Consider the following 25,320-nt stretch of genomic DNA (forward strand, 5'->3'; position numbering starts at 1 on the left):
ATCATCTGAAGGATTTCTGCTGCGGCGATCAAATCGCCTCGAGTTTTCTCAACTTCTCCGGCAGCAACTTCAGATCAACCATTCCGCTCAGCAGCGCTGCAGGGAAAGTCGCCTCATCTTCATAAACCAGTTTGTAGTATTGAACCTTCATGGTCAGTGCACTGCCAAGAATAATAGAGGCCAACGCCAACATCGATCCAAGGGAAAGGGTTGAAACACCGGAGATTCCCTGGCCGATAGTGCAACCAACTGCCAACACGCCCCCCACCCCCATCAACACGGCACCGATGGCGTGATTGATGAAATCACGCAGATCATAAAACCACTCGATACGAAAACTTCGGCTCACCAGCGCATAGGCAAAACTTCCAAGCAACACACCCACCAAGGCGCCAACCCCGAAGGTGATCAGTAGACTATTGCCGGGATTAGCCATGTAGGCAAGCGTCTCTCCCATCGGGTTGATAAAAGTAAAGGATTGAACACCGATCCCCACCGGGCGCTCATCACCCTCCAACCACTCTGTTGCCTCCAGCCAGGTACCCTCCTCCCCAAACAGCAGACTGCCGGTGATATACCAGGCAAACAGAACACAGATACCTATGACCAAACCGCTCAGGAGTATCTCCCCACTGCGTCTGAAATCAGCGGAACGGAAGATGACAAAAGAGATAATGGTGGCCAGCAATCCCCCCATCACCAGACGCAGCATGCCGGCATCTGCGCCGGTAATGGCAGCCAGCAGGCTGCCCAAATCCTGGTTGGCAGGCAAATCCAGCGTAAAATGGCGGGTCCAGGGAAAGAAAAGGATAGAGTAGAGCGTTTTATCCGTCTCGGCAGAGAGCGTATGAGTCATGAAGTAGGCCATGGTACCCGCAATCAAAAAGACAATAATCGATTTGAGATTACCGCCACCGATACGCAGTAGCGTTTTGTTACCACAACCACTGGCCAGCGTCATACCGACGCCAAACATCAATCCGCCCAGTACGTAGTCGACCAGAGGGAACATGCTGCTGCGATAGGGCGGACGGGTGGAATCGAGGCTGAACAGACCGAGGCCTTCAAGCACCATCACACCAACGATGCCGACCACCATGGCCAAAAACCAGGTGCGCAGACGGTTGGTATCCCCCATGTTGATCCAGTCGGAGACTGCTCCCATGGTGCAAAAATTGGTTTTGGCCGCCACAAATCCCATGATGGAGGCGACGACACCTCCAAGCAGAATCACCTGAGTCGTAACATTGAGTTCCATCGCTTATCCTGGAAAAAGCTAAAATTTATCAAATTCAGCCTGGAAACCGGCTGCTATCGCTGGGCAAAGTTTATTGAAGACAACCAGTTAGCACAATCAAACAATCATATTCGGCGATGCCACCGACTCTTTCCCCTGAATTCCCCGCCATTCATACTACTGCCTGTAGGGAGAACTCTGTTCCAGATTTGCCCTGTAGTCCTGTATAGCGGGTCCCTCCCGACCCAGGAAATCGCCGATTGCCTCCCTGAAACCCATATGGGTAATCCAGTGGCGCGACCGGGTAAAACTGGGAAGAAAACCCCGCCAGATTTTATGTTCTCCCTGTGCTCCGGGTTCGAACAACTGCAATCCCTCTCTTATGCAATATTCGATACCCTGATAGTAGCAGGCCTCAAAATGGAGGCTGTCGTACTCATGGCTACACCCCCAATGGCGTCCGTAGAGCACTGTGTTGCTGCGATACATCAACGAGGCCGCCACACAGCGCTCTCCATAGTTCTACTTTGTCAGATTCCATCACCCGGCAACCGACTGTTCCAGCGTCTGTTTTCGATATTGGGAGTCGATAGCCGCTTGTCGTTTACGATGCCGTTTCGTCATTTGCCGTAGTATTTCATCGCGTTCAATATCTCGCCGTGGCAGGAAGGCACGCAATAGCGATTCGATGTCTGAACAACTGAGTAAGGGGTGATCATCTTTTTGCACAATTCGCTCTTCGAGCATGAATAACATCGCCATCATGACCAAGGCCATATGGTGATGCCAGGATTTCCATTTACGGGCCTGATAGTAAGCCAACACCAGGATCACATGATTTCCCATGGTCCTGCCAATCTCAATAAAGAACCCTTCATTGAGGGTCGCCAGACTATAACGTTCCTCGAAGGTCTTGGCATAAAAACGGGAGAAAATCCGCCACTCCTCGGCGGTCACCTCATCACCGGACAACACCCGAAAACGAAGTCCTGCCTCTCTGACCAGACGGCGTTCCCGCCGGATATTCTTCCGTCGTTTAGCCGTCAACGATGCGAGAAAATCCTCAAAACTGTCATACTCCCGGTTACGCCAGTGAAACTGCACACCCAACCGTTCCATCATGCCGAGTGACCCCATCAGGCGGCTCTCTGTTTCCGTGACAAACAGCAGATGCAACGAGGAGGCATCAAGTTCAGCAGTGAGTTCCACTGCCCTTTGGTAAAATTGCGGCAATATCTGATCAAGCGATATCCCGGCCGCTGTCATTACCCTTTCCCCTGTTGCGGGTGTATAGGGGATAGCGCTGACCAGCTTGGGATAGTAGCTCATGCCATGGCGCTGATAGGCATCGGCCCACGCATGATCGAAAACAAACTCCCCATAGGAGTTGTGTTTCAGATAGAGGGGCATGGCTGCCACTAAAACTTCCCCATGCCATGCGACCAGGTGTTTAGGCAGCCAACCAAAGGTTGGACCAACACAATTATGGCACTCCAGTGCGCTTAGAAATTCATGCTTCAGAAAAGGGTGGTTATCCCTGACGAGCCCATTCCATTGCAGCACGGCAATCTCATCGATCTGCTCACAGACCTCTATTCTCAGAGGTATCTCATCTCCCTGCTCCAATTCATCAGACATATTTCAAACAGAAGCCTTCGGATTTTGGGGGAGAGTTGGCCCCGGTTGCTGTTTCATATCCTTGCCATGAATTATCTGCGTATGCCACGCGACAGCACATTGATACCATATTTATCTGTTATCTCATCCATGGTGGAATAGAGCTTTTCCTCTCTCTCCCTGCTCGATTCAAAAAGATCTGACATTGGTTCCTCACTGCCAAAATCACTGATTCCGACGCCAATCAATCGTACCGAACGCCCCGCCAGACCACTCTGCTCATAGAGCTTCCAGACATGTCTAAAGATCTCACCATCGGCATTTACCGCCCTGGGCAGCCTGCACTGACGGGTGTGGGTCTCAAAGCCTTCAATACGTATCTTCAGGTTGACCACCCTACCCTTGAGGCTTTTGTGCCGGGCGCTACGCCCCACCTCTGCCGACAGTTGCCGCAGTTTCTCCCGCAGCTGCCGCGGACGGGTGACATCACGCTTGAAAGTCGTCTCCTTGGAGATTGACTTACGCCCTTGCGTTCCCCCAACACGACTGGAGGCAATTCCACGCGCCTGATCATAAAGATGGCGCCCGCCTTTCCGGCCAAAATGAGCGCTGAGGATCTCCAGTGAGTATTGTCTGAGTTGGTGGACCGTCTGAATACCCAGTTTCTGAACGATTTTGTCGGTCTTTTTTCCCACGCCACGCAGATTCGAGACCGGCATGGGGTCTAGAAAGGCCAGCACTTCCTCATGCCGAACTACCGTCTGACCATTGGGTTTGCGATACTCCGAAGCCAGTTTGGCAATCAGCCTGTTGGGACCGATGCCGACTGAGCACCCCAATCCCACTGTCTCGCGAATCTTCTGCCGGGTCAGCGAAGCAATCGACTCCAGCTCTCCGTTCAGGCGCTCCAACCCTGAGGCGTCAAGATAGGCCTCATCGATGGAGACAGGCTCCACCACCGGAGAGATGGATTGCAGAAGCTGCATGATCTTCCGGGATGCCTCCACGTAGCGTGGCATATCCGGCCGCAGAAAGATCGCACCGGGACAGCGGCGCCAGGCCTCCGAGATTGGCATGGCGGAACGAATGCCGAAAGCACGAGCCTCGTAGGAACAGGTGGCAACCACACCACGACCACCCGGCAAGGCCCCGACGATCACAGGTCGATGGCGAAGCTCCGGAGTATCGCGCTGCTCCACCGAGGCAAAGAAGGCGTCCATGTCTACATGCATTACCCAGCCGCGACTCTCTCTGTTCATACCCGGAATATCTCTCACTTAACTGCCTGAACTCAATTCAACTCATGCGGCCCGTTGGTATACTCTTGCAATCTTCAGGAACCTCTGATCTATTCTGAGCGAAGCAGATTGGAGATCAAAATTCGTCGATTTAAGGCGTTAATCGTACGTAATAGCTGGCTATTGCGAAGACTAACAACGAAAAAGCGGCGGATTTTGGCTTCAAGATACGAGTTCACGAATAGATCAGAGGTTCCTTTCATTATAGGGGGTCGGATCAAACCCTTGAATATTTTGACAGGAGGTACCATGGCCAACTACGCCACCCATGACATCCGCAATATCGCTTTTGTCGGGCATGCAGGATCCGGAAAAACAACACTTATTGAATCACTCCTGCTGAAATCCGGTGCCATCAGCAGCGCAGGCAGTGTCGAACAGGGGGACACGGTCTGTGACTATGATGAACAGGAGCAATCATTTCAGCACTCTCTTGACATTACTGTCACCCATTTAAACAGTGCAGGCAAACAGGTCAATATTATTGACACTCCGGGATATGCCGATTTTGTCGGGCGCAGCATCAGCATCCTGCCTGCAGTGGAAACTGCCGGTATCGTGATCAACGGCAGCAGCGGTATCGAATCAGTCAGCCTGCACATGATGGAAGCCGCTAAAAGACGCAATCTCTGCCGTATCATCATCGTCAATAAAATTGATCAGGATGATGTCGATTTTGAAGCCTTGATGGCGAGTTTCACAGAGACATTCGGCGACAACTGCCTGCCTATCAATCTGCCTGCCGAGAAGGGTTCCAAGGTGATCGACTGCTTCTTTCAGCCGGGCGGGGAAGCCACGGACTTCTCGTCTGTTGCAGAAGCTCACAGCCGCATCATCGACCAGGTCGTTGAGGTCGACGAGGCGTTGATGGAGCTCTATCTCGAACAGGGCGAAGAGTTGGCGCCTGAGCAATTACACGACCCCTTTGAAAAAGCACTGCGCGAAGACCACCTGATCCCGGTCTGTTTTGTCTCAGCACAAAATGGAGCCGGGATTGATGAACTGCTGGAGTTCTTCGCAAGACTGATGCCCGACCCAACGGAAGGCAATCCACCAGAATTCATGAAGGGTGAAGGCGCAGACATGGCCCCGGTCGAGGTTTCAACGGACCAGGGGAAACATGCTCTGGCCCATGTTTTCAAAATCATCAACGATCCCTATCGTGGAAAACTGGGAATCTTCAGGGTTCATCAGGGCACCCTGCAACCCAACAGCCAGCTGTTCGTCGGCAACGCCAGAAAACCCTTTAAGGCAAACCATCTGCTGCGCCTGCAAGGCAAGGAACAGAGTGAGATGGAGAGAGCCATTCCCGGTGATATCTGTGCTGTAGCCAGAGTCGACGATATCCATTTCGATGCAGTCATACACGACTCGCACGACGAGGACCATTACCACCTCCGCTCAATTGAATGTCCCCTGCCGCTGTTTGGCTTGGCGATCAGCCCCTCCAAGCGTGGGGATGAACAGAAATTGAGTGACGCCCTGCACAAACTGGAGGATGAGGATCCATGCTTTCATGTCGAACACAATACATCCCTCAACGAAACCATCATGCGGGGACTCGGTGACCTGCAGTTGAAGGTATTGCTGGAAAAACTGCACAACCAGTACCACGTGGACGTTGAGACCCATCTGCCCAGCATTGCCTACAGGGAAACCATCACCCGTCCTGCAGAAGGTCAGCATCGGCACAAAAAACAGACTGGTGGCGCCGGACAGTTCGGTGAGGTATTTTTGCGTATCGAACCCATGGAGCGAGGCAGTGGGTTTGAGTTTGTCAACAAAGTGGTTGGCGGCGCCATCCCAGGACAGTTCATTCCTGCAATTGAAAAAGGGGTGCAGCAGGCAATCAATGAAGGCGCCATCGCAGGTTTTCCCATGCAGGATATCCGGGTGACCGTCTATGATGGAAAATACCACGCAGTGGATTCCAAAGAGATCGCCTTTTCCACTGCGGGAAAGAAGGCTTTTATCGCTGCGGTTGAACAGGCTACACCGGTCGTTCTGGAGCCTATTGTTAATATCTCGATCACAACACCAGGCGCATTCATGGGTGATCTGTCCGGTGATCTGTCCGGGAAAAGGGGACATATCAGCGGCACCGACAGCGGCAGAAATAATCAAATCATCATTAAAGGCGAGGTACCGCTCGCGGAACTACAGAGCTATGGTACCGAACTGAAGGCGATCACCGGCGGTGAGGGCAACTATAGCATCGAGTTCAGCCACTATGAGGCGGTACCTGCGATTATCCAGCAACAGCTGAAGCAGGAAAGCAAATCCAACTCTGACCATTGATCAACACGATCTTCTGTGGCAATCAACGGCCCTGACCATCATGTTCAGGGCCGTGTCACCGTCCGCAGTTACGATTCTGAACCCGTGACTCATTTTACGGATTTAAAATCATTTGCCGCCTCCGACATGCTATCGATCTACTGAGCAAGACACTAGTGGGCCATGCGGAAAGTAAGGAAACAGATTTTATTCATTTGTGGTGCCTGGCAAGGCGCAAGACCGCCGCTGTAGCCATTCTACAGCAAGCGACTTGCAACGACGGCAGACGCCGCGAAGGGATGAAAGCTGTGAACATATTTTCCGCATGACCCACTAGGTACAGAAGCAAATCGGATTGAGGCTACCTGGGAGCAGGCTGTAATTGGTAGTTGAACGAACCAGAATCCAGATTTGGCTGTGATGTGCTGGTTAGTACATTTGCAATCTTGGTAGAACACCACTCGGCAATTTAGTATAGACTCTGCACTCAGATTCGACCAAAGCCCATCATAAAGAGGCTCGCATAGGAGGAAAGAAATGAAAACGATCTACGGGATCATTGCGCACACACTATTTGCACTAACCCTGACACTTTCTCAAGCGGCAACTGCCTCCGCTGAAAACCCTAATAACAATGCTGAAATTTCGGAAGCGGTCAAGCTCTATTCCCAGGCGCTTCCATTGGATATGGACTCCCCCAGGAAGGCCGAGCTGCTAGAGCAATCCGCAGCAATCCTGAAAAAAGTCATCGCGAACGATCCCAAATCACTGGAAGCTCACCGTAAACTAATGGGAGTCTATGTGTTAAAGCAAGACTACAGTAATGGGATCCGCACCATGCAGGATGCGATCACCCTCTCCCCCGAGGATCCAAAACTGTTCATTTCCCTGGCCTTCCTCTATGAACATTCAGGCGCCCTCGAATACGCGATGGCAATGCTGGACCAGGCATTGACGCTGGATCCCAAGCAGCAACTTGCGATGGAGTACAAGGTAGCTATCCAGAAAAAAATCGATGCGCTGAATATGGAAGATGCGCATCAAGGAAAGAGTGTGATGGGAGCAAAGCACGGACAATTGACTGGAGAAGCCGCTCACCCCCCTACCACTACAAAGCATTAACAAGGCACCTCCAGTACGCACAGAAACACCATATCTTTTTCCTCTGAACCCTGCATCCGGCAGGGTTCAGAACCCGCACCAATCTTCCTGTTTAAAAAACCCAAGGGTTCCCATGATGAATTTTCACCTATGAGTAACGAGCAACCCATGAAGTCATTGAAAACACTGATTGTAGCCGTTGCCTCTGTGTTGATCTGCAACCCGGTGCTGGCGGATGAGAATGCACTGAAGCAGCGCATCTCTGATTTGGAAAACCGGGTTACTGCGCTTGAGCAAATCATGGAGGAGACAGGTTCAAAAAACCGTTGGAAAGATCCCATTCTCTGGCAACGGATCAAGAAAGAGATGAGCAGCGACGACACCCTGAAGCTGTTAGGCAAGCCTGGCCGGGTCGAGGAACAGATTTTTACCACCTGGTACTACCATCCGACCTCCAAACTCCACAGTTATGTCTGGTTCGACGAGGGCAAGGTACTGGGATGGGAGGCACCGAATTAGTGAGTGGCCATCCATATTCCTGGAAATTAACCACTATGGACTAAAAGTCGCGTTCTTGGCTAAAGCCAACTGAAAGCCGCATATCCAACTGCCAAAAAATGCTTATGGATTTTACCCTGTTTTCACGGACACTTCAGAAAAGAGGCACAATGCGTCCAAGGAGTGTTTATGTCGAAGCGAAAAAAGTGCAGCGCCGAGTTCAAGCGTGAGGCCATCGAATTGACTCGTCAGCCGGGAGTGAGTTACCGCCAAGTCGCACTTGAGATCGGAATCAATCCCAACCTGCTGAGTCGATGGAAGCGCGAAGCCGATGAGGCAATGCCGCCACAGGAACCATAGTGTCTTAGAGCAAGGGCTGGAAAGGATTCACGGTCCAAAAGGAAAGGTATGATCGACCGGCAGAATACTTTGCCCGTGACCCGTCAATGCCAGTTACTGTCGCTAAATCGCTCAACGGTTTACTATCGGCCTAAGGACGTGTCAGCACGTGCTTGTGGGTGTGGCGCTTAACTGGGTTGTAACAACACCCTTGACCACGTCAGCTTACTGCATGTCATTTTGTTTCATACTTACCATAAGAATCACGATCCATATCAATTATTTCGACCGTAATTACTGAAGCTGGAATATGCAATGTAGTTAAACCTGATAAAATTACCTCCCCAAGACGCTTTTTGTTGTCTGCATTCCGGCCAGATTTAATCCGCGCCTGAATATGAATATAAGGATTACTTCCGCCTGCGTTGGTAAACCCTCGGAACGGATAGGCGCGCGTTTTAATTTGATTAGCTTTAAACAAACCACTATCTGCAATAGATTGATGTACTGTCCGCAAGACAACATCCACTTTCTCGTCATCAGCCAGTTCTTCTTGGTATTCAACAATAATATGTGGCACTAGTATTTCCTCTATTAATTATTAACTTTGAGGCGCTGCTTTTTTTAAATTCATCCTGCTTAAGCCTAACGAGCCTGTCGAAAAACCTACACTTCACACAGCATCCTGCATAGAGTCGATTTCCGACAAGGTTTTTTCATTGGTCGAATATTTGATCCGTATTTTAAATCACTGCGTAGTTTCTGTCTGAATCCATCTCGTAGTCGCCGCCACTTCCATTCACTAACCCCATTCCCAACCATAACGGTGAATCTTGAGGATGTTGTGTAGCATCATCATCAATTTCCATGACCATCCACCTTGTGTTTGCCTCTAAGACTGAACCGCCGGATGCCGATGGCATCTGTGATATGACCAAACACCGGCTCCACGGTACCCAGCCTCTGGCTGTAGATATGGCGTCCTGCCACACTATCGATCTTGCGCTTCATGCGTTCGATGATGCCTGCCTTCTGCTCCTGTGTGATATCCAGTGTGACGTTGATCTGTCGGGGTGTGATCTGTTGGACGCTCCTTAGGCAGCGTACTTTCAGTGTGCAACCTGCGCAATCCTTTTCATAGGCCTGGAACTGCATGAACAGATGGTGACCGATACGAGCCTGTTTCGCCTTGAGCCACATCGCGTGACCTGCCGGGCAGTGAGCAGTCTGTTGTTTGCGGTCGATACGAAAATCTGACTGAGTGAAGCGGGCCTGCACTTTGCGCCGGTTACGCTCAGGTTTTTCCTTGTGATCCTTGAAACGTGGGTCACGGGATCGAAAACCGGTGTCGGCCAGATAATCATCTATCCCTTCCGACTCCAGGTACTCCAGACTTTTTCTGTTGTGGTAACCGGAGTCCGCCGTGATCTTGGTCTCTCTGATCTTGGCTTGTGTCTTGGTATTTGTCTGGCTAAACGTATCGTGGATCGACTCAATGGCCGGTTTCAGCAGATCATGCTCCTGACCCTGCCCGAAGGCTTCAGCCTCAACGACAACCTGATATTGACTGTCTGCCGCTGCTACGCCGGTGTAGCCCTGGATCACACCATGCGAGGTTTTCATCTTGGCGCTTTCGTTATCAGTGATATTACTCTTCACCGCTTTGCCGCTGCTGCCTGTACGCTCGTTCTCCGATGCAAGAAAGGTCTTGATCTTGCGCGAGGCAGCGCGCAGCTTCTTGATCTGTGCCTGCTCTCTGGCGTGTATATCCGGTAGCAGTTCCGCCATATCCTCTTCTCGATGCCGGTGTAACATGCGGCGAACGGCACGATCAATCTTCTGCCGTTTCTTTTTTAACTCGGCATGGGTACCGCTCCACTCCTTGGAGGCATTGGAAGGCAGCTTGCAACCGTCTATGGCAAACATCTTCTTACCGATCAGGCCCAGGTCATAACACATCAGTACGACCTGGCTGAAGAGATCGGCAATGGCCTCGGGGGAGCGGGAAATGAAATCGGCAATGGTGCTGAAATGGGGGCGCGTGTCTGCCGAAAGTGCCATGAAAGTGATGTTCTCATGGCAGAGTTTTTCGATCTGACGACTGCTGGTAATGCCTTTGGAATGGGCCATGATGACAATTTTCAGTAAGAGGCGGGGATCGTAAGCAGGACGACCGTTGTCATCGTTATGATAGTGGGACTCAAATGAAGAGAGATTGAGCTCCTGGTCGATCAACCAAGCGAGAGAATATTCAAAACTGCCAGGTAATATCTGACGATCAAAAGCCACAGGGATCATTTTCATCTGATCGTATCGGTTCACCGTGACCTTCATAGATGAGAACAGTTCCGTCTTCTTGAATCTCAGCCTGATAAGGGGAGTTTTCTCGAACTGACATCAGAATCACCGTGTGCCGGCCATTCATTCGGTAGTTCATGCCTTTTTGAAGACTACTACCTTCTTCCTGACACATTTCAAGGTAAGAAGTTATGTTTCCCCTCATTAGGGCTCCCTTTTACACATAACATCTAAGCGTTTATCCGTTGTGCGCAGCATTTTCCAAGATAGATGGTGCGGCCTATTATTTTATATGTAGCCATAGGCTAGCCTATGTGCGGTGGAAATAAAATCCCGCACATCATTCTGACTGCGCGATATTGATAACAGAAAAATAGTGGGATCGCTTCCCCTGCACTTAGATTGATTCCGCTAAAAATCGACAGCTCATTAATCGGCAGCCTATTCCAGAATAGCATGCCGGCCGAGCGCAAAATATGGTGCAAATAGATTTGTTTGGACAGTTTGATCAAAATGAAACTGAACTCACCCACTCAACTACCCCGCTGCAAGCGGACGCGGTATTAGATTGTGAGAGCGGCGGCCCACCGCGATGACTCCGCAGATAGGTAAATCGCAGCGATGGCGCCGCTCCTACCGCCTCTTCACGGCATGTTGTAGGGAACTATATCTACAGTGATTTAATCGACAGCAATACTCTGCATGGCAAGATGACCTGAGCGGCCTTCAAGTTCGCCCCAGCCGATCTGGTGCTTGGGCAAGGTGGCAAGATCCAGGGAATCATAGGTATCCCCCACCGCCTGAACAGTGCCTTCGAAGCCTTTCCACATCACCAGCAGCTTCTCCATGGTCGACAGCAACTGCATCCCTTCCAGCTCGGCATGTAGCGTGTAGACATGGCCATTGGGCAGAATATGCTGACTCTCCGCGTAAATGTATTCGTGTACATTCTCTTCGGTGATGCCGTCGCGACCGATTAACTCATCAAGGGTGGGAAGCGTGGTGGGAATCTGCGGACATTTGGATTCGACGCCCTGTAGCACAGGATAGAAGGCGCTCTTGCCACGAACATCACTGGCGTATTTCAAACCGGCCTCCTCTTCCCATTTCAATGTATGGGCATTGAGCTGCCAACCTGCGGCACCGTGGGTAGTCGCAGCATGGCCGAAGACTTCCTGGAAGGTCTCTGCCGCCAGATCCAGTTCCCGACTGGTCCATTGCTCATCCTTGTGGGCAACATAATCCTGCCAGCGCACATGATCGTAACAGTGGATACCCACCTCGTGACCTGCCTCGGCCACTGAACGCATCACATCACCCGCTTTTCGACCGATGTGCGGTCCTGGCAACAGCACTCCATACATCAGGGTTTTGAAACCGTAGTTGCTGGCCACTGAGGTACGCCGCACCTTTTGCAGGAATCCGGGACGGAAGATGCGCCGCAGGGCGCGGCCGGTGTGGTCCGGTCCCAAACTAAAGAGAAAGGTGGCACGCACCTGATATTCGTCGAACAGGCGCAACAACGCCGGCACCCCTTCCAGGGTGCCGCGATAGGTGTCTACATCAACCTTGAGTGCGACTGCCATAATACCATTTGATGTTTAGCCTTTTGCCTGATCCGCTGCGCTTGATCAGGCCTACGGATCCAGGTTACCAAACCCGGATCAATCGTCGAGCAACGCGCTGGCTTCTGCGACCTCGTGACGGTAGGCTTCGAAGATCTTACGCAGTGCGTCACGCACCTCAACCTCGGGCGCCCAGTCCAGCTCTGCTTTGGTATTACCGATATGGGGCACGCGGGTCTGAATGTCCTGATAGCCCTCGCCGTAGTATTTTCCGGATGAAACCTCCAAAAGTTCGACCTTCGCGGCGCCAGGCGAATACTCAGGGAACTCTTTGGCGATCTCGACCATCAACTCCGCCAGTTCTCGCACCGACAGGTCGTTAGCTGGGTTACCGATGTTATAGATATTGCCAAGGGCACAGTCGTCCTTGTTCTCTATAATCTTCATCAGCGCGCTGATGCCGTCGCTAAAGTCGGTAAAGCTGCGGCGCTGGCTGCCGCCGTCAACCAACTGGATCGGCTCGCCGCGCGCTATGTGGCCCAGGAACTGGGTAACCACCCGCGAGCTGCCCTCTTTCGGTGTGTGGATGCTGTCGAGGCCGGGACCAATCCAGTTGAAGGGGCGGAACAGGGTGTACTCAAGTCCTTCCTGCTGGCCGTAGGCGCTGATAACCCGATCCATCAACTGCTTGGCACAAGAGTAGATCCAGCGCGGCTTGGTCAGCGGACCGAGCACCAGATTGGACTCATAGGGGTGAAATTCACTGTCCGCCGACATGCCGTAGACCTCGGAGGTCGACGGGAACAGCACCCGCTTGCCGTATTCGACACAGGCCCGCACGATCGGCAGATTGGCCTCGAAATCGAGCTCAAAAACCGCCAGTGGGTTGGTGACATAGGTGGCAGGCGTTGCGATCGCCACCAGCGGCAGGATCACATCGCACTTTTTGACGTGGTACTCAACCCACTCGTGGTTGATGGTGATATCGCCCTCGAAGAAATGGAAACGTTCGTGATCAACGAACTCCTGCACCCGTTCGGAATGCATATCCATGCCGTAGACATTCCAGTCGGTGGTTTCGAGGATACGGCGGGACAGATGGTGCCCAATAAAGCCGTTTACGCCCAAAATCAGGATATTCATAACAGATGCTTCTCCAGTTTCACTTTATTCAAGGTCAGAGCTTCAGTTCTTTACCGAACTGTTGGGTAAATGCGGATTCGTCCAGCACCTCACCATCAAGCTCCAAGCGGGTCAATTCGATTCGTTTTCCATCGGCACAGTCCGCGTAACAGCGGCCAGCCTCCCAGTAAAGCCGGGTATTATCGCCTTTTCCTGTCTCATTGCACCAGTAACTGCCCATCAACAGCAGCTTTTTTCCATCCGTATGGGTGAAAGCCCCTGGGTAGGGCGGCGCCACGGCCCGGATCAGATTGTGGATCTGCCAGGCGCTCCGGCTCCAATCCACCCGGCCGTCTTCCGGTCTGCGGCCACCAAAGTAACTGCCAGCCTGAAGATCCATCGGGGTTGCTTCGAACGAGTCCTTCATCAGACCCGGCAGTGAGCGGGACAGGACCGTCTCCGCCGCGCAGACCAGCTTCAAGAACAGATCCAATGCTGTGTCGTTGGGTAAAATGGTCACCGCCTGCTGGTCGACCAGATCACCCGCATCGGGCTTGATCTCCATGCGGTGCAGACTGGCGCCGCTCTGGGTCTCACCATGGACTATCGCCCAGTTCACCGGCACACGCCCCCGGTAGTGGGGCAGCAGGGAACCGTGCATATTGTAGGCTCCCTGATGGGGGATCGACAGCAGATCAGCTTTGAGCATGTGCCGGTAATAGAAGGAGAAGAAAAGATCCGGCTCACAGGTACTTATCTGCTCAACCACTTCCGGCGTGTTGGGATCTTCCGGCGTGATCACAGGAATGCCCGCCCGCCCGGCCAGTTCGGCGACAGATTCCCACCAGATATTCTCGTTGGGATTATCCCGGTGTGTCACCACCAGTCGTACATCCACCCCCTGAGCCAACAGCACCGAGAGGCAACGCACACCCACCTGGTGGTAGGCGAAGACTACCGCACTGTGCGCAGTGGCCACCGTCACTAAGCCTCTTCCCCGGTTTCAGGCTGACCGTTTTTCTCAAGTACCATGCGCACCAGATAGCGAGGCCGTCCACGGGCCTGCACATAGATGCGTCCTACATACTCACCCAACAGGCCGATACCGAAGAGCAGAATACCGATCAGAAAGAAGACGATGGCGAACAGGGTGAACACACCTTCCACTTCCGGCCCGACGATAAGACGCCGCAGCACCAGAAAAAGCACGAAGGCAAAGGAGACGATGGATATCCCCACCCCCACCAGAGAGAAGACCTGCAGCGGCATCAGAGAGAAACCGGTCATCAGATCAAAGTTGAGATGAATCAGCTGATAGATCGGATATTTTGATTCACCGGCCGCCCGCTCCTCGTGCTCCACCACCACCTCAACCGGGTTACCAGAGTAGAGATAGGCCAGCGCAGGAATAAAGGTATTCGACTCTTTGGAGTCCAGAATTGCGTTGATAATTTCCCGGTCATAACCACGCAGCATGCAGCCCTGGTCGGTCATATGGATGTTGGTGATACGCTCGCGCAGCCGGTTCATCGCCTTGGAGGCTATATCCCGCCAGGCACTGTCCTGCCGGTTGCGGCGGATGGAACCGACATAGTCGTGCCCCTTGTCCAGTTCGGCCAGCAGCTTGCCGATCTCCTCCGGCGGATTCTGCAGATCAGCATCCAGGGTCACCACGAAACGGCCACGGCACTGCTCGAATCCCGCGATGATGGCGGCATGCTGGCCGGCGTTGGCACGCAGGCAGACCACACGGGTCTCCTCGGGCCGCGCCTGGTACTGCTTGCGCAACTGCGCTACTGAACGATCTCGGCTGCCGTCATCGATAAAGATGATTTCATAGCTGCGCCCCAACGCATCCAGTGCCGGATAGAGCCGGGAAAAAAGCGACGGCAGTACCGCCTCTTCGTTATAGACCGGAATCACAACCGACAGATCGGGACTCCCTTCCAAGGTTTGCTCCGTCATGGAGTGACTTCTCCGCTAAGTAATTTTTTCAGCGCATCGCATACCTGATCCACATCCTCATCGGACATCGCGGGAAACAGGGGCAGGGTCAGCGTCTGCTCACCGATCCGCTCTGCAATCGGAAAATCACCTGCTCCATAACCGTAGTGCCGATAGAGGGAAAACAGATGCATCGCAGGATAGTGAATACCGGTTCCGACACCCATCGTCTGCAGTTGTTCCTGAAAGGCCTTCCGGGAGGTGCCGAGGGAAAGATAATCGATACAGACGGCGAACATATGCCAGCTGTGCCCCGGCACATCCTTGGGAATCACCAAAGCCTGATGCTTAGGCAGTCGCTCGATATAGCGTAGCGCCAGCTCGCGGCGACGGTGATTGAAACCATCCAGTTTGGGCAGCTGAACCAGGCCCATGGCAGCCCCCACATCCGGCATATTCATCTTACCGCCCCACTCGGGCACATCCATACCGCCCTCGTCATCCCGCTCGATCCCGTGGAAGCGAATGCGCTCGATGCGGCGGATAAATTGGGGGTCACTACTGGCCAGCGCGCCCCCTTCAATGGTGGTGATATTCTTGTTCGGGTGGAAACTGAAACAGACCGGATTACCGGAAGCGCCGACTTTGTGGCCGCCAATACCTGTGCCGATCGCCTGAGCGGCATCCTCGATTACCAGCAGATTGTTCCTCTCTGCCAGATCGTAGATGGCATGCATCTCCACCGCCAGTCCTGCAAAATGAACCGGCATGATGGCGCGGGTCCGGGGGGTCAGCGCAGCTTCAACAGCTTTCACCGTAAGATTGCGACTCACCAGATCCACATCCACGAAGACCGGCGTGGCACCTACCCGAACGATGACATTGGCGCTGGCGGTAAAACTCATGGCGGGGAGGATCACCTCATCCCCGGACCCAACGCCGGAAGCGATGAGCGCGGCTTCCAGGGCGCTGGTCCCAGAGTTGAAGGCACGGACCAAAACGCCGCCGCCAATATAGGCCTCCAGCGCCGCTTCGAAAGCCTTCACCTTGGGACCGGTGGTGACCCAGCCGGACTCCAACACTTCCTTTATGGCCTGCTGCTCCTCTTCACCAATGGTAGGACGGGTAAATGGCAACATAGTCAGCTCCTGGCCAGGATAAACACGCCGAGGATAATGACCCCGATACCAGAGAGACGCGCAATGCTCAGTACTTCACCAAACAACGCCCAGGCGGCAAAAGCATTCACCACATAACCGATGGAGAGCATCGGATAGGCAATCGAGACATCCACTCGTGAGAGAGCCAGAATCCATACGATGACGCTGATGCCGTAACAGAAGAGCCCGACCCAGAGCCAGGGTTCTCCCATCAACCGCAGGGCCACAGCACCGGAGTCGGCCATTTTCAGTTCGATGGCCCCCATGCTGTTCACACTCGCCTTGAGTGCCAATTGGGCGACGGCGTTGAGCAGCACACCTGTCAAAATCAAGGCAAAACTTACCAGGTTCATCGACGTATCACCGCTAATTTGCGTGGATCTCTGTAGATAATCTTCATCGGCATCTCATCCAAGTTGAATCTCGAAAAACTCTCTGCATCAAAAACAGCTATGGCCTGTTCATCCTGCAGCCAGCGCGATTTGAACGCAGCAAAACTTGGAATCCATTTCTCGGGTTCCTGACGAATGCCCATATCCAGTTCACTGCGCATAATGGCCAGTTGCACAGGTTTTCCGAGATAGAAGGGCAATGACTGAGGATAGGTCTCCACAGTATAAACCGGGGCACCGGCATCGACATAAGGGCGAATCTGCTCAGCCAACGCCCGACTGGAACGGGAACTGCTCAGGGTCTGATAGCCCCAGGAGAGCAGTTGTACTGAAAGCAATGCGGTCAACGCCAGCGCAGTTATGGCCTTTGGCCCGGCAGCGCCAAAATGCCTCACAAGCCAGAAACCACCGAACATCAGCCCTGTTGCAGCCAGCCACCAGGGACGATAGGTATGGAGTAATTCAGCCGGTAGTGCACTGGTCGCTACCAAATCAATCTGCCAGGCAGCAACCAGAAACACCAGACCCACAACCGGCATCAGCCAGATCTCCGGGCCAAGACGGGGATTGTCCGCCAAGGTTTTTCCGATCATCAGCGACAGCGCGGGAAACATCGGCAGCAGATAGGCGGGAAGTTGGGAGCTGCCCATGGAAAAAAAGACAAAAATAAATACGACGAAGACCCAGAGAAAGCGTATGGGATCGAAAAGAGCTGTTTTGGAGGGCAACCAGGAAAACCCCGGTTTAAACAGATTTTTCGTCACTGCGCTGATCCAGGGCACTGCGCCCAGCAGCAGAATGGCGAGAAAATACCACCAGGGTTTGTCACGCATATGAACCGTTGAGGTATAACGGTCGAAGTGTTCGTGGATAAAGAAAAACTCCGGAAATTCCGGATTCGCCAGACTGACGGCGATAAACCAGGGGGCCGTCACCAGCAGGAAGAGCAACAGCCCCTTGCCCAGATGAAGATGCTTCCAGAGCGCCCAGTCCCTCATCCACAGCGAGTAGAGCACAATTGCCGCACCCGGCAGCACCAGGCCGATCAACCCTTTCGTCAGGGTAGCGATGCCCAAGGCGGCCCAACCCAGCAGCATCCAGTTACGCACCTGGGTCGGATTATTCCGGTCTGACTGAGCGATCAGCAGCGCCCCCACGCCAATGCCGAGAAACACACTGACGGTCATATCCAGCGTGATGATATGCCCCATTGCCACATAGAGCAGTCCACTTATCGACACCAGAAAAGCGTAGAATCCCGCCGCCTCTCCCCAGAGCCTGCCCGCCACGAACATCACCCATAGCGCGCCCAGAAAAGAGATCAGCGCCACCCAGAGCCGGGCTGTCGCGTTGCTCTCTCCAAACAGAGAGAAGCTAACCGCCGTCATCCAGTACTGGAAAACGGGCTTTTCAAAATATTTGAGGTCGTTGAGCCGGGGCGTGGTCCAGTCGCCCGTCGCCACCATCTCACGGGGGATTTCTGCGTAACGCCCCTCGTCCGGCTCCATCAGGTCGCGGTATCCGAGCAGGGAGAACCAGATCACCGCAGCAATCGCCACGATCATCCATTTGGTGCTGGAGGTAATAGAGAGATCAGACATCTATCGGACAGGGAAACCTGGAGGTGAAAAAACCGGGCATGATAGCGGTGATTGCGTAATAAAACCAGAAATTCAGTAGATTATGAGCTGACAAACGACAGATGCGGATTGAAACATCAATCCAGGTAGCGGCAGATCAACCCCAGATTCACCTCATCCACCGGCAGTTTTACCCGCACCTGATAACCACCACCCAAGGCCTCAGATATCGGATTACCCTGGCGATCCTGCATCTCTTCAAGGACAAAAGTTGTGTTGCCTGCCTGGGTCATCAGCTCCAGGCGATCACCCACCCGCAGCTTGTTTTTGATATCCAGATCGACCAGTCCGCTCCCTTCATCGATACCGGTCACTTCAGCAACAAAGATCTGCCGGTCGGCGCTGGAGGCGCCGATACGATAGTTTTGTAACTCGTTGGATTCATGACGCTGATAGAAGCCATCGGTATAGCCACGGTTGGCAAGCCCTTCGAGATCGGCCATCAATTCAGGCTGGAATGCACGACCCGCCACCGCATCGTCGATAGCCTGGCGATAGACCTGAGTGGTACGGGCCGTGTAGTAGTGAGACTTGGTACGACCTTCGATCTTCAGGCAGTCGACACCGATCTCCACCAGCCGCTGCACATGTTCCACCGCGCGCAGATCCCGGGAGTTCATGATGTAGGTTCCGTGCTCATCCTCAAAGATAGGCATCAGTTCACCGGGACGGCCCTTCTCCTCCAGATAGTGAATCGCATCGGCTTCCGGCTGGTGGGTCATCTCGGCCACATCGAGGGGTTCATCCGGCCCTGCTACCGGTTGGCTGACCTTGTACTCCCAGCGACAGGCGTTGGTACAGCTCCCCTGGTTTGCATCCCGGTGGTTGAAATAACCCGAGAGCAGGCATCGCCCGGAATAGGCGATGCAGAGCGCTCCATGCACGAAGACCTCCAATTCCATATCGGGACAGGTCTGGCGAATGGTCTCGACCTCATCCAAAGAGAGCTCACGGGAAAGTATCACCCGTGTCAGCCCCTGCTGCTGCCAGAAACGGACTGCGGCGGCATTCGTGGTATTGGCCTGTACCGAGAGATGCACCGGCATATCGGGCCAGCGCTCCCGCACCATCAAAATCAGGCCGGGGTCTGACATGATCAGCGCATCCGGCCCCATCTCCACCACCGGTGCCATATCGTCGATAAAGGTCTTCAACTTGGCCCCGTGGGGCATGATGTTGGTGGCCAGGTAGAAATGCTTGCCCTGCCGATGGGCCTCATCGATACCGATAGCCAGATTTTCCGGAAGAAAGTCATTATTGCGCACCCGCAGACTGTAACGGGGCAGGCCGGCATAGACGGCGTCCGCGCCATAGGCAAAGGCGTAGCGGGCATTCCTCAGGGTACCGGCAGGTGAAAGCAGTTCGGGTTTCTTCATTGTCGATTTTTGGAGTGAGGTTGAGGGGGCGGACGAAACTACCGCAGTTCAACCTCTATTGTGTGATTTGCACTGCCGAGGACCGGCCAGGTCCGCCGCACTACCACATCCACTTTTTCGCCAGGCAGGCTATCCATCAACGCAATACGCACATCTGCATAGCTTGTGATTTCATGTTCGCCAACTTGGAGAATTCTGTCGCCCTTCCGCACGCCCACCTTCTCGGCGCCACTATGAGGACTGAAACCGCTCACCTTAACAGGTGACTCTTCAACATCCAGAAAGACGCCCAGCTTACCGGTGGGATGCAGTCGGTTGGGTTTCGTCATCATCACGAAATCACCCATTGCAGGTTCGAGTTCGCTGGCTGTGGAGGCGTTGATCACAATCGCGGTGGTAACCGGCACCCGGCGCTTGAGCCGATTGGGGATCCCGGAACCATAGGCGATGTGGCCGCCGCCAGCCAGAATCACCATATGCCCCTGCGGATTTTCGCGGAACCAAACCGCTGCCCGCTCCGCCATACCTTCATCCCAGAGCAGCTGCACATCCATAAAGTGATCGAAATTCCGCTTCTCCGGATGAGGATGCATCTGAAAGACGGCTTCGAGCCGCTGCCGATAAGCTGTATCACTGCGATCTATCTCTTCCGGGATGCGCAGCTTCAGCGTTTTTTCAATACTATCTATACCCCCGGCAGAAGCCTGACCCGTAATCTCCTTTTCAAGATTCAGGGCGATCAGGGGGATGCCCTTTTCTTTGGCGTAACGAAAGATCGGTCGGTAGAGCCGGTAGTCATAGCGCCAGCGATCGAAATATTCCGACTCACGGAGCAGTGCGTTTTCGTCGATCTCACCGCTGATGTAACGATCCAGCACCGGCTGAAACGGTTGCTGAAAAAATTCCAGGCCGATCACCATATCCGGATGCTTTTTGTACATTCCCTGGATAATCGCCAACTGATTCAGGTGATGTTCGTAACGATCATGGGTCTCGCCGACAAAGACCGCCTGCCGATCTTCAATCTGTTCCATCAACCGTTCAACATTCATCAGTTCAGAGAGCGCCACTACGGTAGCCTGTTGCTGCGAACCATGAGCTGACTTCTCATCTGCCATAACAACCGTGGTGCCAAACAAGCCAACCACGCCAAAAACCAGCAATAAAACACTATTGATGAGTGACTTCGCCAATTTATTCCCCTTGTATAAAACCGCTTCCGATCAGGTTGTGATGCCGTAGAATAGAAATCCATGAACAATACGACCAACAATCGCCTATTACGTTTCATCCTGCCGATGATCTTACTACTGGCCTCCCACACCCTCTTGGCGCAGCCTGTAGTCGATCACCGGATCGAGGTGAGCATTGATCCCGAGACAGGGAGTCTCACCGTCAAGGATACCGTCACCCTGCCAGACAACGGCAATACCGGGTTCACCCTTCATGCGGGACTCAAGGCACGCATTCTAACCCCCGGCGTGCAACTCTCCCAAACGAGTCGCGCAAACCGGGAGATTCCGCTGCAAGGCTATCGCGTCAGCCTGCCCCAAGGCGTGAAACAATTCACCCTGGAGTATACAGGGAAGATCAAACACGGCTTCACCACCACCCACGAAAGTACCGGCCGCAGCCGACAGAGACTCGCAGGTACCATCTCATCCGAGGGAGTATTTCTCGATGCCGGCGTTGCCTGGTACCCCCGGTTCAGCGGCTCCCTGAAAACCTTTTCGCTCAGTGTCGATCTGCCCGACGGCTGGCTGGTGGTCAGTCAGGGCAGTGGCCCCGTAAAAGCGCAGGACAGCAAGACAACCGTTTGGTCCGCCAATCTGCCCCAGGACGACATCTACCTCATCGCTGCACCTTTCCACTTCTACTCGAAACAACAGGGAAACACCGAAGCACAGGTTTTTCTGCGCCAGAAGGATCCAAACCTGGCGGAGCGGTACCTGCAGGCCACCAGCCGCTATCTGACACTCTATGAAAAACTGATCGGCCCCTACCCCTACGCCAAGTTCGCACTGGTGGAGAACTTCTGGGAGACCGGCTACGGCATGCCTTCATTCACCCTTCTGGGCTCACGGGTGATCCGACTGCCTTTCATCATATACACCTCCTATCCTCACGAGATTCTGCACAACTGGTGGGGCAACGGTGTCTATGTCGATTATGCGCACGGCAACTGGAGCGAAGGGCTGACCAGCTATCTGGCGGATCACCTTCTGAAAGAGCAGCGGGGCCAGGGGATGGCGTACCGGCGTTCCGCCCTGCAGCGCTATGGGGATTTCGTCCGCGACAGCAACGACTTTCCCCTCACCGCCTTCCGCAGCCGCCACACCAGCGCCAGCCAATCGGTAGGTTATGATAAGGCATTGATGATGTTTCACATGCTGCGCCGCAAACTCGGTGACGAGCAGTTCGTCCAGGGGCTGCGTAGCTTCTATCGCGACAACCAGTTTAAGCAGGCCGGTTACGCTGAACTGCGCAGCGCGTTCGAGCAGGTTAGTGGCAGCGACCTGAGAGCCTTTTTCCAACAATGGACGGAGCGAAAGGGAGCGCCAAGACTGGAGCTCAGCGAACTCAAAGTGGCAGCACAAGCCGATGGTTACCGGCTATCCGGCAAGCTACGTCAGACTCAGGCGGCAGCCCCCTTTGAACTCGACATCCCCATTATCATCTATCTGGCAGATGCACCCCCGTTACGAATGATCCTGCCGATGCGAGAACATTCATTGGACCTCAATTTCACCCTGGCGGGAAAACCCCTGCGTCTCGAAATCGATCCCTGGCTCGACCTCTTTCGTGAACTGCACCCGGACGAGGTTCCCCCAGTCTTCAGCAAACTGTTCGGCGCGGAGCAGTTGCTCATCGTACTCCCGGCAGATGCCCGGGAACCACTGCTTGAAGGTTACGGGCAACTCGCAAACCAGTGGGCATCCGGCAACAACAATATAGAAATCAGACTTGACAAAGACTTGAGCCAGCTACCGGAAGATCGACAGATCTGGCTGATGGGCAGGGAGAACCAATTTCTGGAAATATTAAATAAGACATTGAATAACAAGGATTATTACTTTTCAGATGAGACTGTTTCTATAAAACATAAAACCTTTCCCCGATCTGCTCACAGCTTTGCCCTTGCCGGACGATCCGAATCAGGAAACACCATCGCCTGGTTGACCAGCGACGACCCGGCAAGTCTGCCGGGACTGGCGCGCAAACTGCCCCATTATGGAAAGTACAGCTACTTGGTGTTCGAAGGAGAGCGACCCGATAACCGCGCCAAAGGCCAGTGGGATGCGAGCCGATCTCCGCTGCAACGACAGTTCCACAGCGGACCCGTTGATCGTATCACCCCTCCTGCATCCTTATTGGATGCCCTGGACAATCTACCGCACCCGAGTGCCGAAGTGACCGAGTCAACCTTGCAAAAATTGAAGATGTAAATGCTGTAGGTGTCTGATCTGCTACGCTTGATCAGGCCTACAACCCCAGCAGCTATTCGGGGTCTTCCAGCATAGGCAGGATTTTCTGTTCAAAGGTCTGGTCATCAATGACCCCCTTATGTGCTCCAGACAGTCTTCCGGATTTGTCGAAGAAAACCGTATAGGGAATCAAACCGCTGGAGTTACCCCACTTGGCAAGCAGTTTGCGGTTACTGTTAGGCTCCGCCACCAGCACTGGATAGTTGATTCCAAGAGTGCGCGCAACATTCTTCAGCTTACGTGCCTCATCCAGACCCAGGCCGATAATCTGCAAACCTTGCTTTCCATACTGTTCCTGGTAGCGAACAAACTCCTTGATTTCATTCAGACAGGGCGCACACCAACTGGCCCAGAAATTGAGCAAAACAACCTTCCCATTCCATTCGGTTAGTGAGTGCATTTCCCCGTCCAGCCCTTTATAACTGTAATCGGGCAGGCTGGGAGCCTGCTTTTCCTTTGACTCCGCTCCACTGCCCGTCGCCGAATCTGGCCCGGCAAAACTGCTGGCAGCCGCAGTAATTAATACCGCCCCCAGCAGAGTGACCCATTTCTGTCTATTCATGGACTAGTGCTTCTCTCCAATCAGATTCCAGACCACCTTGTAGCGTTCACTGAGTCCATTGAAATAGTCAGCAGACTTTTCTGAAATCAGGCTCTGTGCAACCTTGTCACGCATACTCGCAAATGTACGTTTGAGGCTGGGACTGCGCTCAAGGATCATCACAAGGTGAAACCCTGCAGGGGTCTGTACAATCTCACTCAGCTGATTATCTTCAAGACCGCTGATGGCCTTCTCAATATCAGGGTGACCTGCCCCCTCTTTGACCCAACCCATGTCGCCTCGCATGCGTTTGCCGTAAGGATCAATGCTCAATTCACCGGCAAGGAGAAACAGGCTCTCACCCGCTTTGATGCGTAGGCTTACAGCTTCTGCATCTTCATGGCTTGAAAGTACGACCTGGCCGATATGCCAACGCTCCATAGTGCGACTGAATTCAGGATGGGCATCGTAGTAGTTTTTCAGGGTATCCTTTCCTGAGATCCACTCTCTCTGTTTCTGTTCAATCATCATTGCCGGAAGACGCTCATCACGGTAACTGTTGAGTCTGTCACTCAGATCAACACCTTCGCCATCCGCCGCCTTGGCAATCACCAACAATTCAGCACGTTGGTAGAGTCGCTCCATGAGCCAGGTCTTGTTCTGTGATGGATTGACCTGATTACCCACTGCATGCTTATAGGTAATGAGAATCCCGTCACCCTCAAGCAATACCGTATCATCGCTCATCTGATGTGGCTGAATCCGCGACTCATAGACCTTGATGTTATATTTGTTGCGCAGGTTCTTGATGGTGAGATAACGCATGGCGCGATAGCAATCAGACAGGTAGGCAGCCCTTGCAGCGGCTGCGCCATTTGTATCATTCGGATACTGTTGCTTGATACTTGCTGTCACATCCTCCGGCACACTGATACCTTCACGCAGCTTATCCATAAAGTGCCTGTAGAGCAGACCAAGACGAAACGTCTCAACGTCCTGTTGGAAAGCCTCGGTTTTATCAATTTCCAACCGCTTTGCCTCCTGGTGGAGCAGCTTTGAGGCGACCAATCGCTGCAACAACGAACCACGAACCAATGCCTGGTCTTCCCGATCCATTGACGGGAACTGGGTTGCAAACGGAGAGCTGGCCATGGCTGATTTAAGATCATCTGCTGTGACGCTCATTTCACCTGCAGTTGCAAGGACTTGGGACTCTGCGATGGCGTAACTTTGTGGCGCAGCAAGGATGGTGGCGAGCAACAGACTGCGCTGAATAACAGACAGCAACTTCATAGATCATTTCCTGGTGGTATGAGGTTTATTTGACTTGGCAGGTTGATACCCGCTCTTTAATATAGGGAAGCTCTGATTAATCGTCATTTCCATCCTTAGGTTCGTAAACGCTACATCCGTGTAGCACTACTCGAACG

20 protein-coding genes and 2 pseudogenes are annotated in these 25,320 nt (G+C 53.3%); 5 read left to right on the top strand and 17 right to left on the bottom strand.

All coding sequences use genetic code 11. The annotated features are described in order from the left end of the window. Positions 1 to 28 precede the first annotated feature (28 nt). The 4 genes from HPY30_02435 to dinB all read right to left on the bottom strand — a co-directional run bounded on the left by HPY30_02435 (position 29) and on the right by dinB (position 4,086). On the bottom strand, positions 29 to 1,258 hold the full coding sequence (locus HPY30_02435; protein ID QYZ64949.1) for a YeeE/YedE family protein: 1,230 nt from the start codon (positions 1,256 to 1,258) through the stop codon (positions 29 to 31). A 156-nt stretch (positions 1,259 to 1,414) separates the two neighbouring features. Further along, on the bottom strand, positions 1,415 to 1,726 hold the full coding sequence (locus tag HPY30_02440; GenBank protein QYZ67875.1) for a hypothetical protein: 312 nt from the start codon (positions 1,724 to 1,726) through the stop codon (positions 1,415 to 1,417). A 51-nt stretch (positions 1,727 to 1,777) separates the two neighbouring features. Further along, a complete protein-coding gene (locus tag HPY30_02445) occupies positions 1,778 to 2,875 on the bottom strand; it encodes a hypothetical protein (GenBank protein QYZ64950.1) in 1,098 nt (365 codons plus the stop codon). Between the two features lie 71 nt (positions 2,876 to 2,946). Further along, complete coding sequence (gene dinB, locus HPY30_02450) at positions 2,947 to 4,086, bottom strand: DNA polymerase IV (protein ID QYZ67876.1); 1,140 nt, start codon at positions 4,084 to 4,086, stop codon at positions 2,947 to 2,949. A gap of 315 nt (positions 4,087 to 4,401) precedes the next feature. Here dinB and HPY30_02455 point away from each other — a divergent pair, with 315 nt between their 5' ends. The 4 genes and pseudogenes from HPY30_02455 to HPY30_02470 all read left to right on the top strand — a co-directional run bounded on the left by HPY30_02455 (position 4,402) and on the right by HPY30_02470 (position 8,358). Beyond that, complete coding sequence (locus HPY30_02455; GenBank protein QYZ64951.1) at positions 4,402 to 6,450, top strand: elongation factor G; 2,049 nt, start codon at positions 4,402 to 4,404, stop codon at positions 6,448 to 6,450. 516 nt (positions 6,451 to 6,966) lie between these two features. Next, positions 6,967 to 7,551, top strand: coding sequence for a cytochrome C biogenesis protein (locus tag HPY30_02460; GenBank protein ID QYZ64952.1), 585 nt, complete (start codon positions 6,967 to 6,969; stop codon positions 7,549 to 7,551). A 129-nt stretch (positions 7,552 to 7,680) separates the two neighbouring features. Next, the gene (locus HPY30_02465; GenBank protein QYZ64953.1) at positions 7,681 to 8,049 is read left to right on the top strand and encodes a hypothetical protein; all 369 of its coding nucleotides are present in this window, start codon (positions 7,681 to 7,683) and stop codon (positions 8,047 to 8,049) included. Positions 8,050 to 8,217: 168 nt separating this feature from the next. Further along, positions 8,218 to 8,358, top strand: a pseudogene (locus HPY30_02470) (transposase). Between the two features lie 244 nt (positions 8,359 to 8,602). Here HPY30_02470 and HPY30_02475 read toward each other — a convergent pair. From HPY30_02475 to HPY30_02525, 11 genes and pseudogenes are all read right to left on the bottom strand, one after another. Then, on the bottom strand, positions 8,603 to 8,947 hold the full coding sequence (locus tag HPY30_02475) for a 5-carboxymethyl-2-hydroxymuconate Delta-isomerase (protein QYZ64954.1): 345 nt from the start codon (positions 8,945 to 8,947) through the stop codon (positions 8,603 to 8,605). A 222-nt stretch (positions 8,948 to 9,169) separates the two neighbouring features. Then, positions 9,170 to 10,701: pseudogene (locus tag HPY30_02480) on the bottom strand (IS1182 family transposase). A gap of 644 nt (positions 10,702 to 11,345) precedes the next feature. Then, entirely contained in the window at positions 11,346 to 12,254 is a 909-nt protein-coding gene (locus HPY30_02485) for a 4-deoxy-4-formamido-L-arabinose-phosphoundecaprenol deformylase (protein QYZ67877.1), read from the bottom strand. 75 nt (positions 12,255 to 12,329) lie between these two features. Next, positions 12,330 to 13,373, bottom strand: coding sequence for a bifunctional UDP-4-keto-pentose/UDP-xylose synthase (locus HPY30_02490; protein ID QYZ64955.1), 1,044 nt, complete (start codon positions 13,371 to 13,373; stop codon positions 12,330 to 12,332). 34 nt (positions 13,374 to 13,407) lie between these two features. Continuing rightward, positions 13,408 to 14,331 (bottom strand): formyltransferase, encoded by a 924-nt coding sequence (locus tag HPY30_02495; GenBank protein QYZ67878.1) that lies wholly within the window; start codon positions 14,329 to 14,331, stop codon positions 13,408 to 13,410. A 5-nt stretch (positions 14,332 to 14,336) separates the two neighbouring features. Continuing rightward, a complete protein-coding gene (locus tag HPY30_02500) occupies positions 14,337 to 15,317 on the bottom strand; it encodes a glycosyltransferase (protein QYZ64956.1) in 981 nt (326 codons plus the stop codon). Beyond that, a complete protein-coding gene (locus HPY30_02505; GenBank protein ID QYZ64957.1) occupies positions 15,314 to 16,435 on the bottom strand; it encodes a DegT/DnrJ/EryC1/StrS aminotransferase family protein in 1,122 nt (373 codons plus the stop codon). Before HPY30_02505 ends, HPY30_02500 begins: the two co-directional genes overlap by 4 nt. A 2-nt stretch (positions 16,436 to 16,437) precedes the next feature. Then, positions 16,438 to 16,809 (bottom strand): EamA family transporter, encoded by a 372-nt coding sequence (locus HPY30_02510; protein QYZ64958.1) that lies wholly within the window; start codon positions 16,807 to 16,809, stop codon positions 16,438 to 16,440. Further along, positions 16,806 to 18,449 (bottom strand): phospholipid carrier-dependent glycosyltransferase, encoded by a 1,644-nt coding sequence (locus HPY30_02515; GenBank protein ID QYZ64959.1) that lies wholly within the window; start codon positions 18,447 to 18,449, stop codon positions 16,806 to 16,808. Before HPY30_02515 ends, HPY30_02510 begins: the two co-directional genes overlap by 4 nt. 116 nt (positions 18,450 to 18,565) lie before the next feature. After that, the gene (locus HPY30_02520; GenBank protein ID QYZ64960.1) at positions 18,566 to 19,864 is read right to left on the bottom strand and encodes a tRNA 5-hydroxyuridine modification protein YegQ; all 1,299 of its coding nucleotides are present in this window, start codon (positions 19,862 to 19,864) and stop codon (positions 18,566 to 18,568) included. 38 nt (positions 19,865 to 19,902) lie between these two features. After that, the gene (locus HPY30_02525; protein ID QYZ67879.1) at positions 19,903 to 20,982 is read right to left on the bottom strand and encodes a PDZ domain-containing protein; all 1,080 of its coding nucleotides are present in this window, start codon (positions 20,980 to 20,982) and stop codon (positions 19,903 to 19,905) included. 135 nt (positions 20,983 to 21,117) lie between these two features. Here HPY30_02525 and HPY30_02530 point away from each other — a divergent pair, with 135 nt between their 5' ends. Then, positions 21,118 to 23,310, top strand: a complete 2,193-nt coding sequence (locus HPY30_02530; GenBank protein QYZ64961.1) for a M1 family peptidase — start codon at positions 21,118 to 21,120, stop codon at positions 23,308 to 23,310. Positions 23,311 to 23,362: 52 nt separating this feature from the next. Here the strand turns inward: HPY30_02530 and HPY30_02535 are convergent, their stop codons facing one another. Together HPY30_02535 and HPY30_02540 are read right to left on the bottom strand one after the other, a co-directional pair. Beyond that, positions 23,363 to 23,911 carry a redoxin domain-containing protein gene (locus HPY30_02535; protein ID QYZ64962.1) on the bottom strand — a complete coding sequence of 183 codons (549 nt, stop codon included), beginning with the start codon at positions 23,909 to 23,911 and terminating at the stop codon, positions 23,363 to 23,365. Positions 23,912 to 23,914: 3 nt separating this feature from the next. Continuing rightward, positions 23,915 to 25,183 (bottom strand): foldase, encoded by a 1,269-nt coding sequence (locus HPY30_02540; protein ID QYZ64963.1) that lies wholly within the window; start codon positions 25,181 to 25,183, stop codon positions 23,915 to 23,917. Positions 25,184 to 25,320 lie beyond the last annotated feature (137 nt).

This window comes from Gammaproteobacteria bacterium (ex Lamellibrachia satsuma), from assembly GCA_019623805.1.
In the GTDB taxonomy this organism is placed as follows: domain Bacteria; phylum Pseudomonadota; class Gammaproteobacteria; order Chromatiales; family Chromatiaceae; genus QGON01.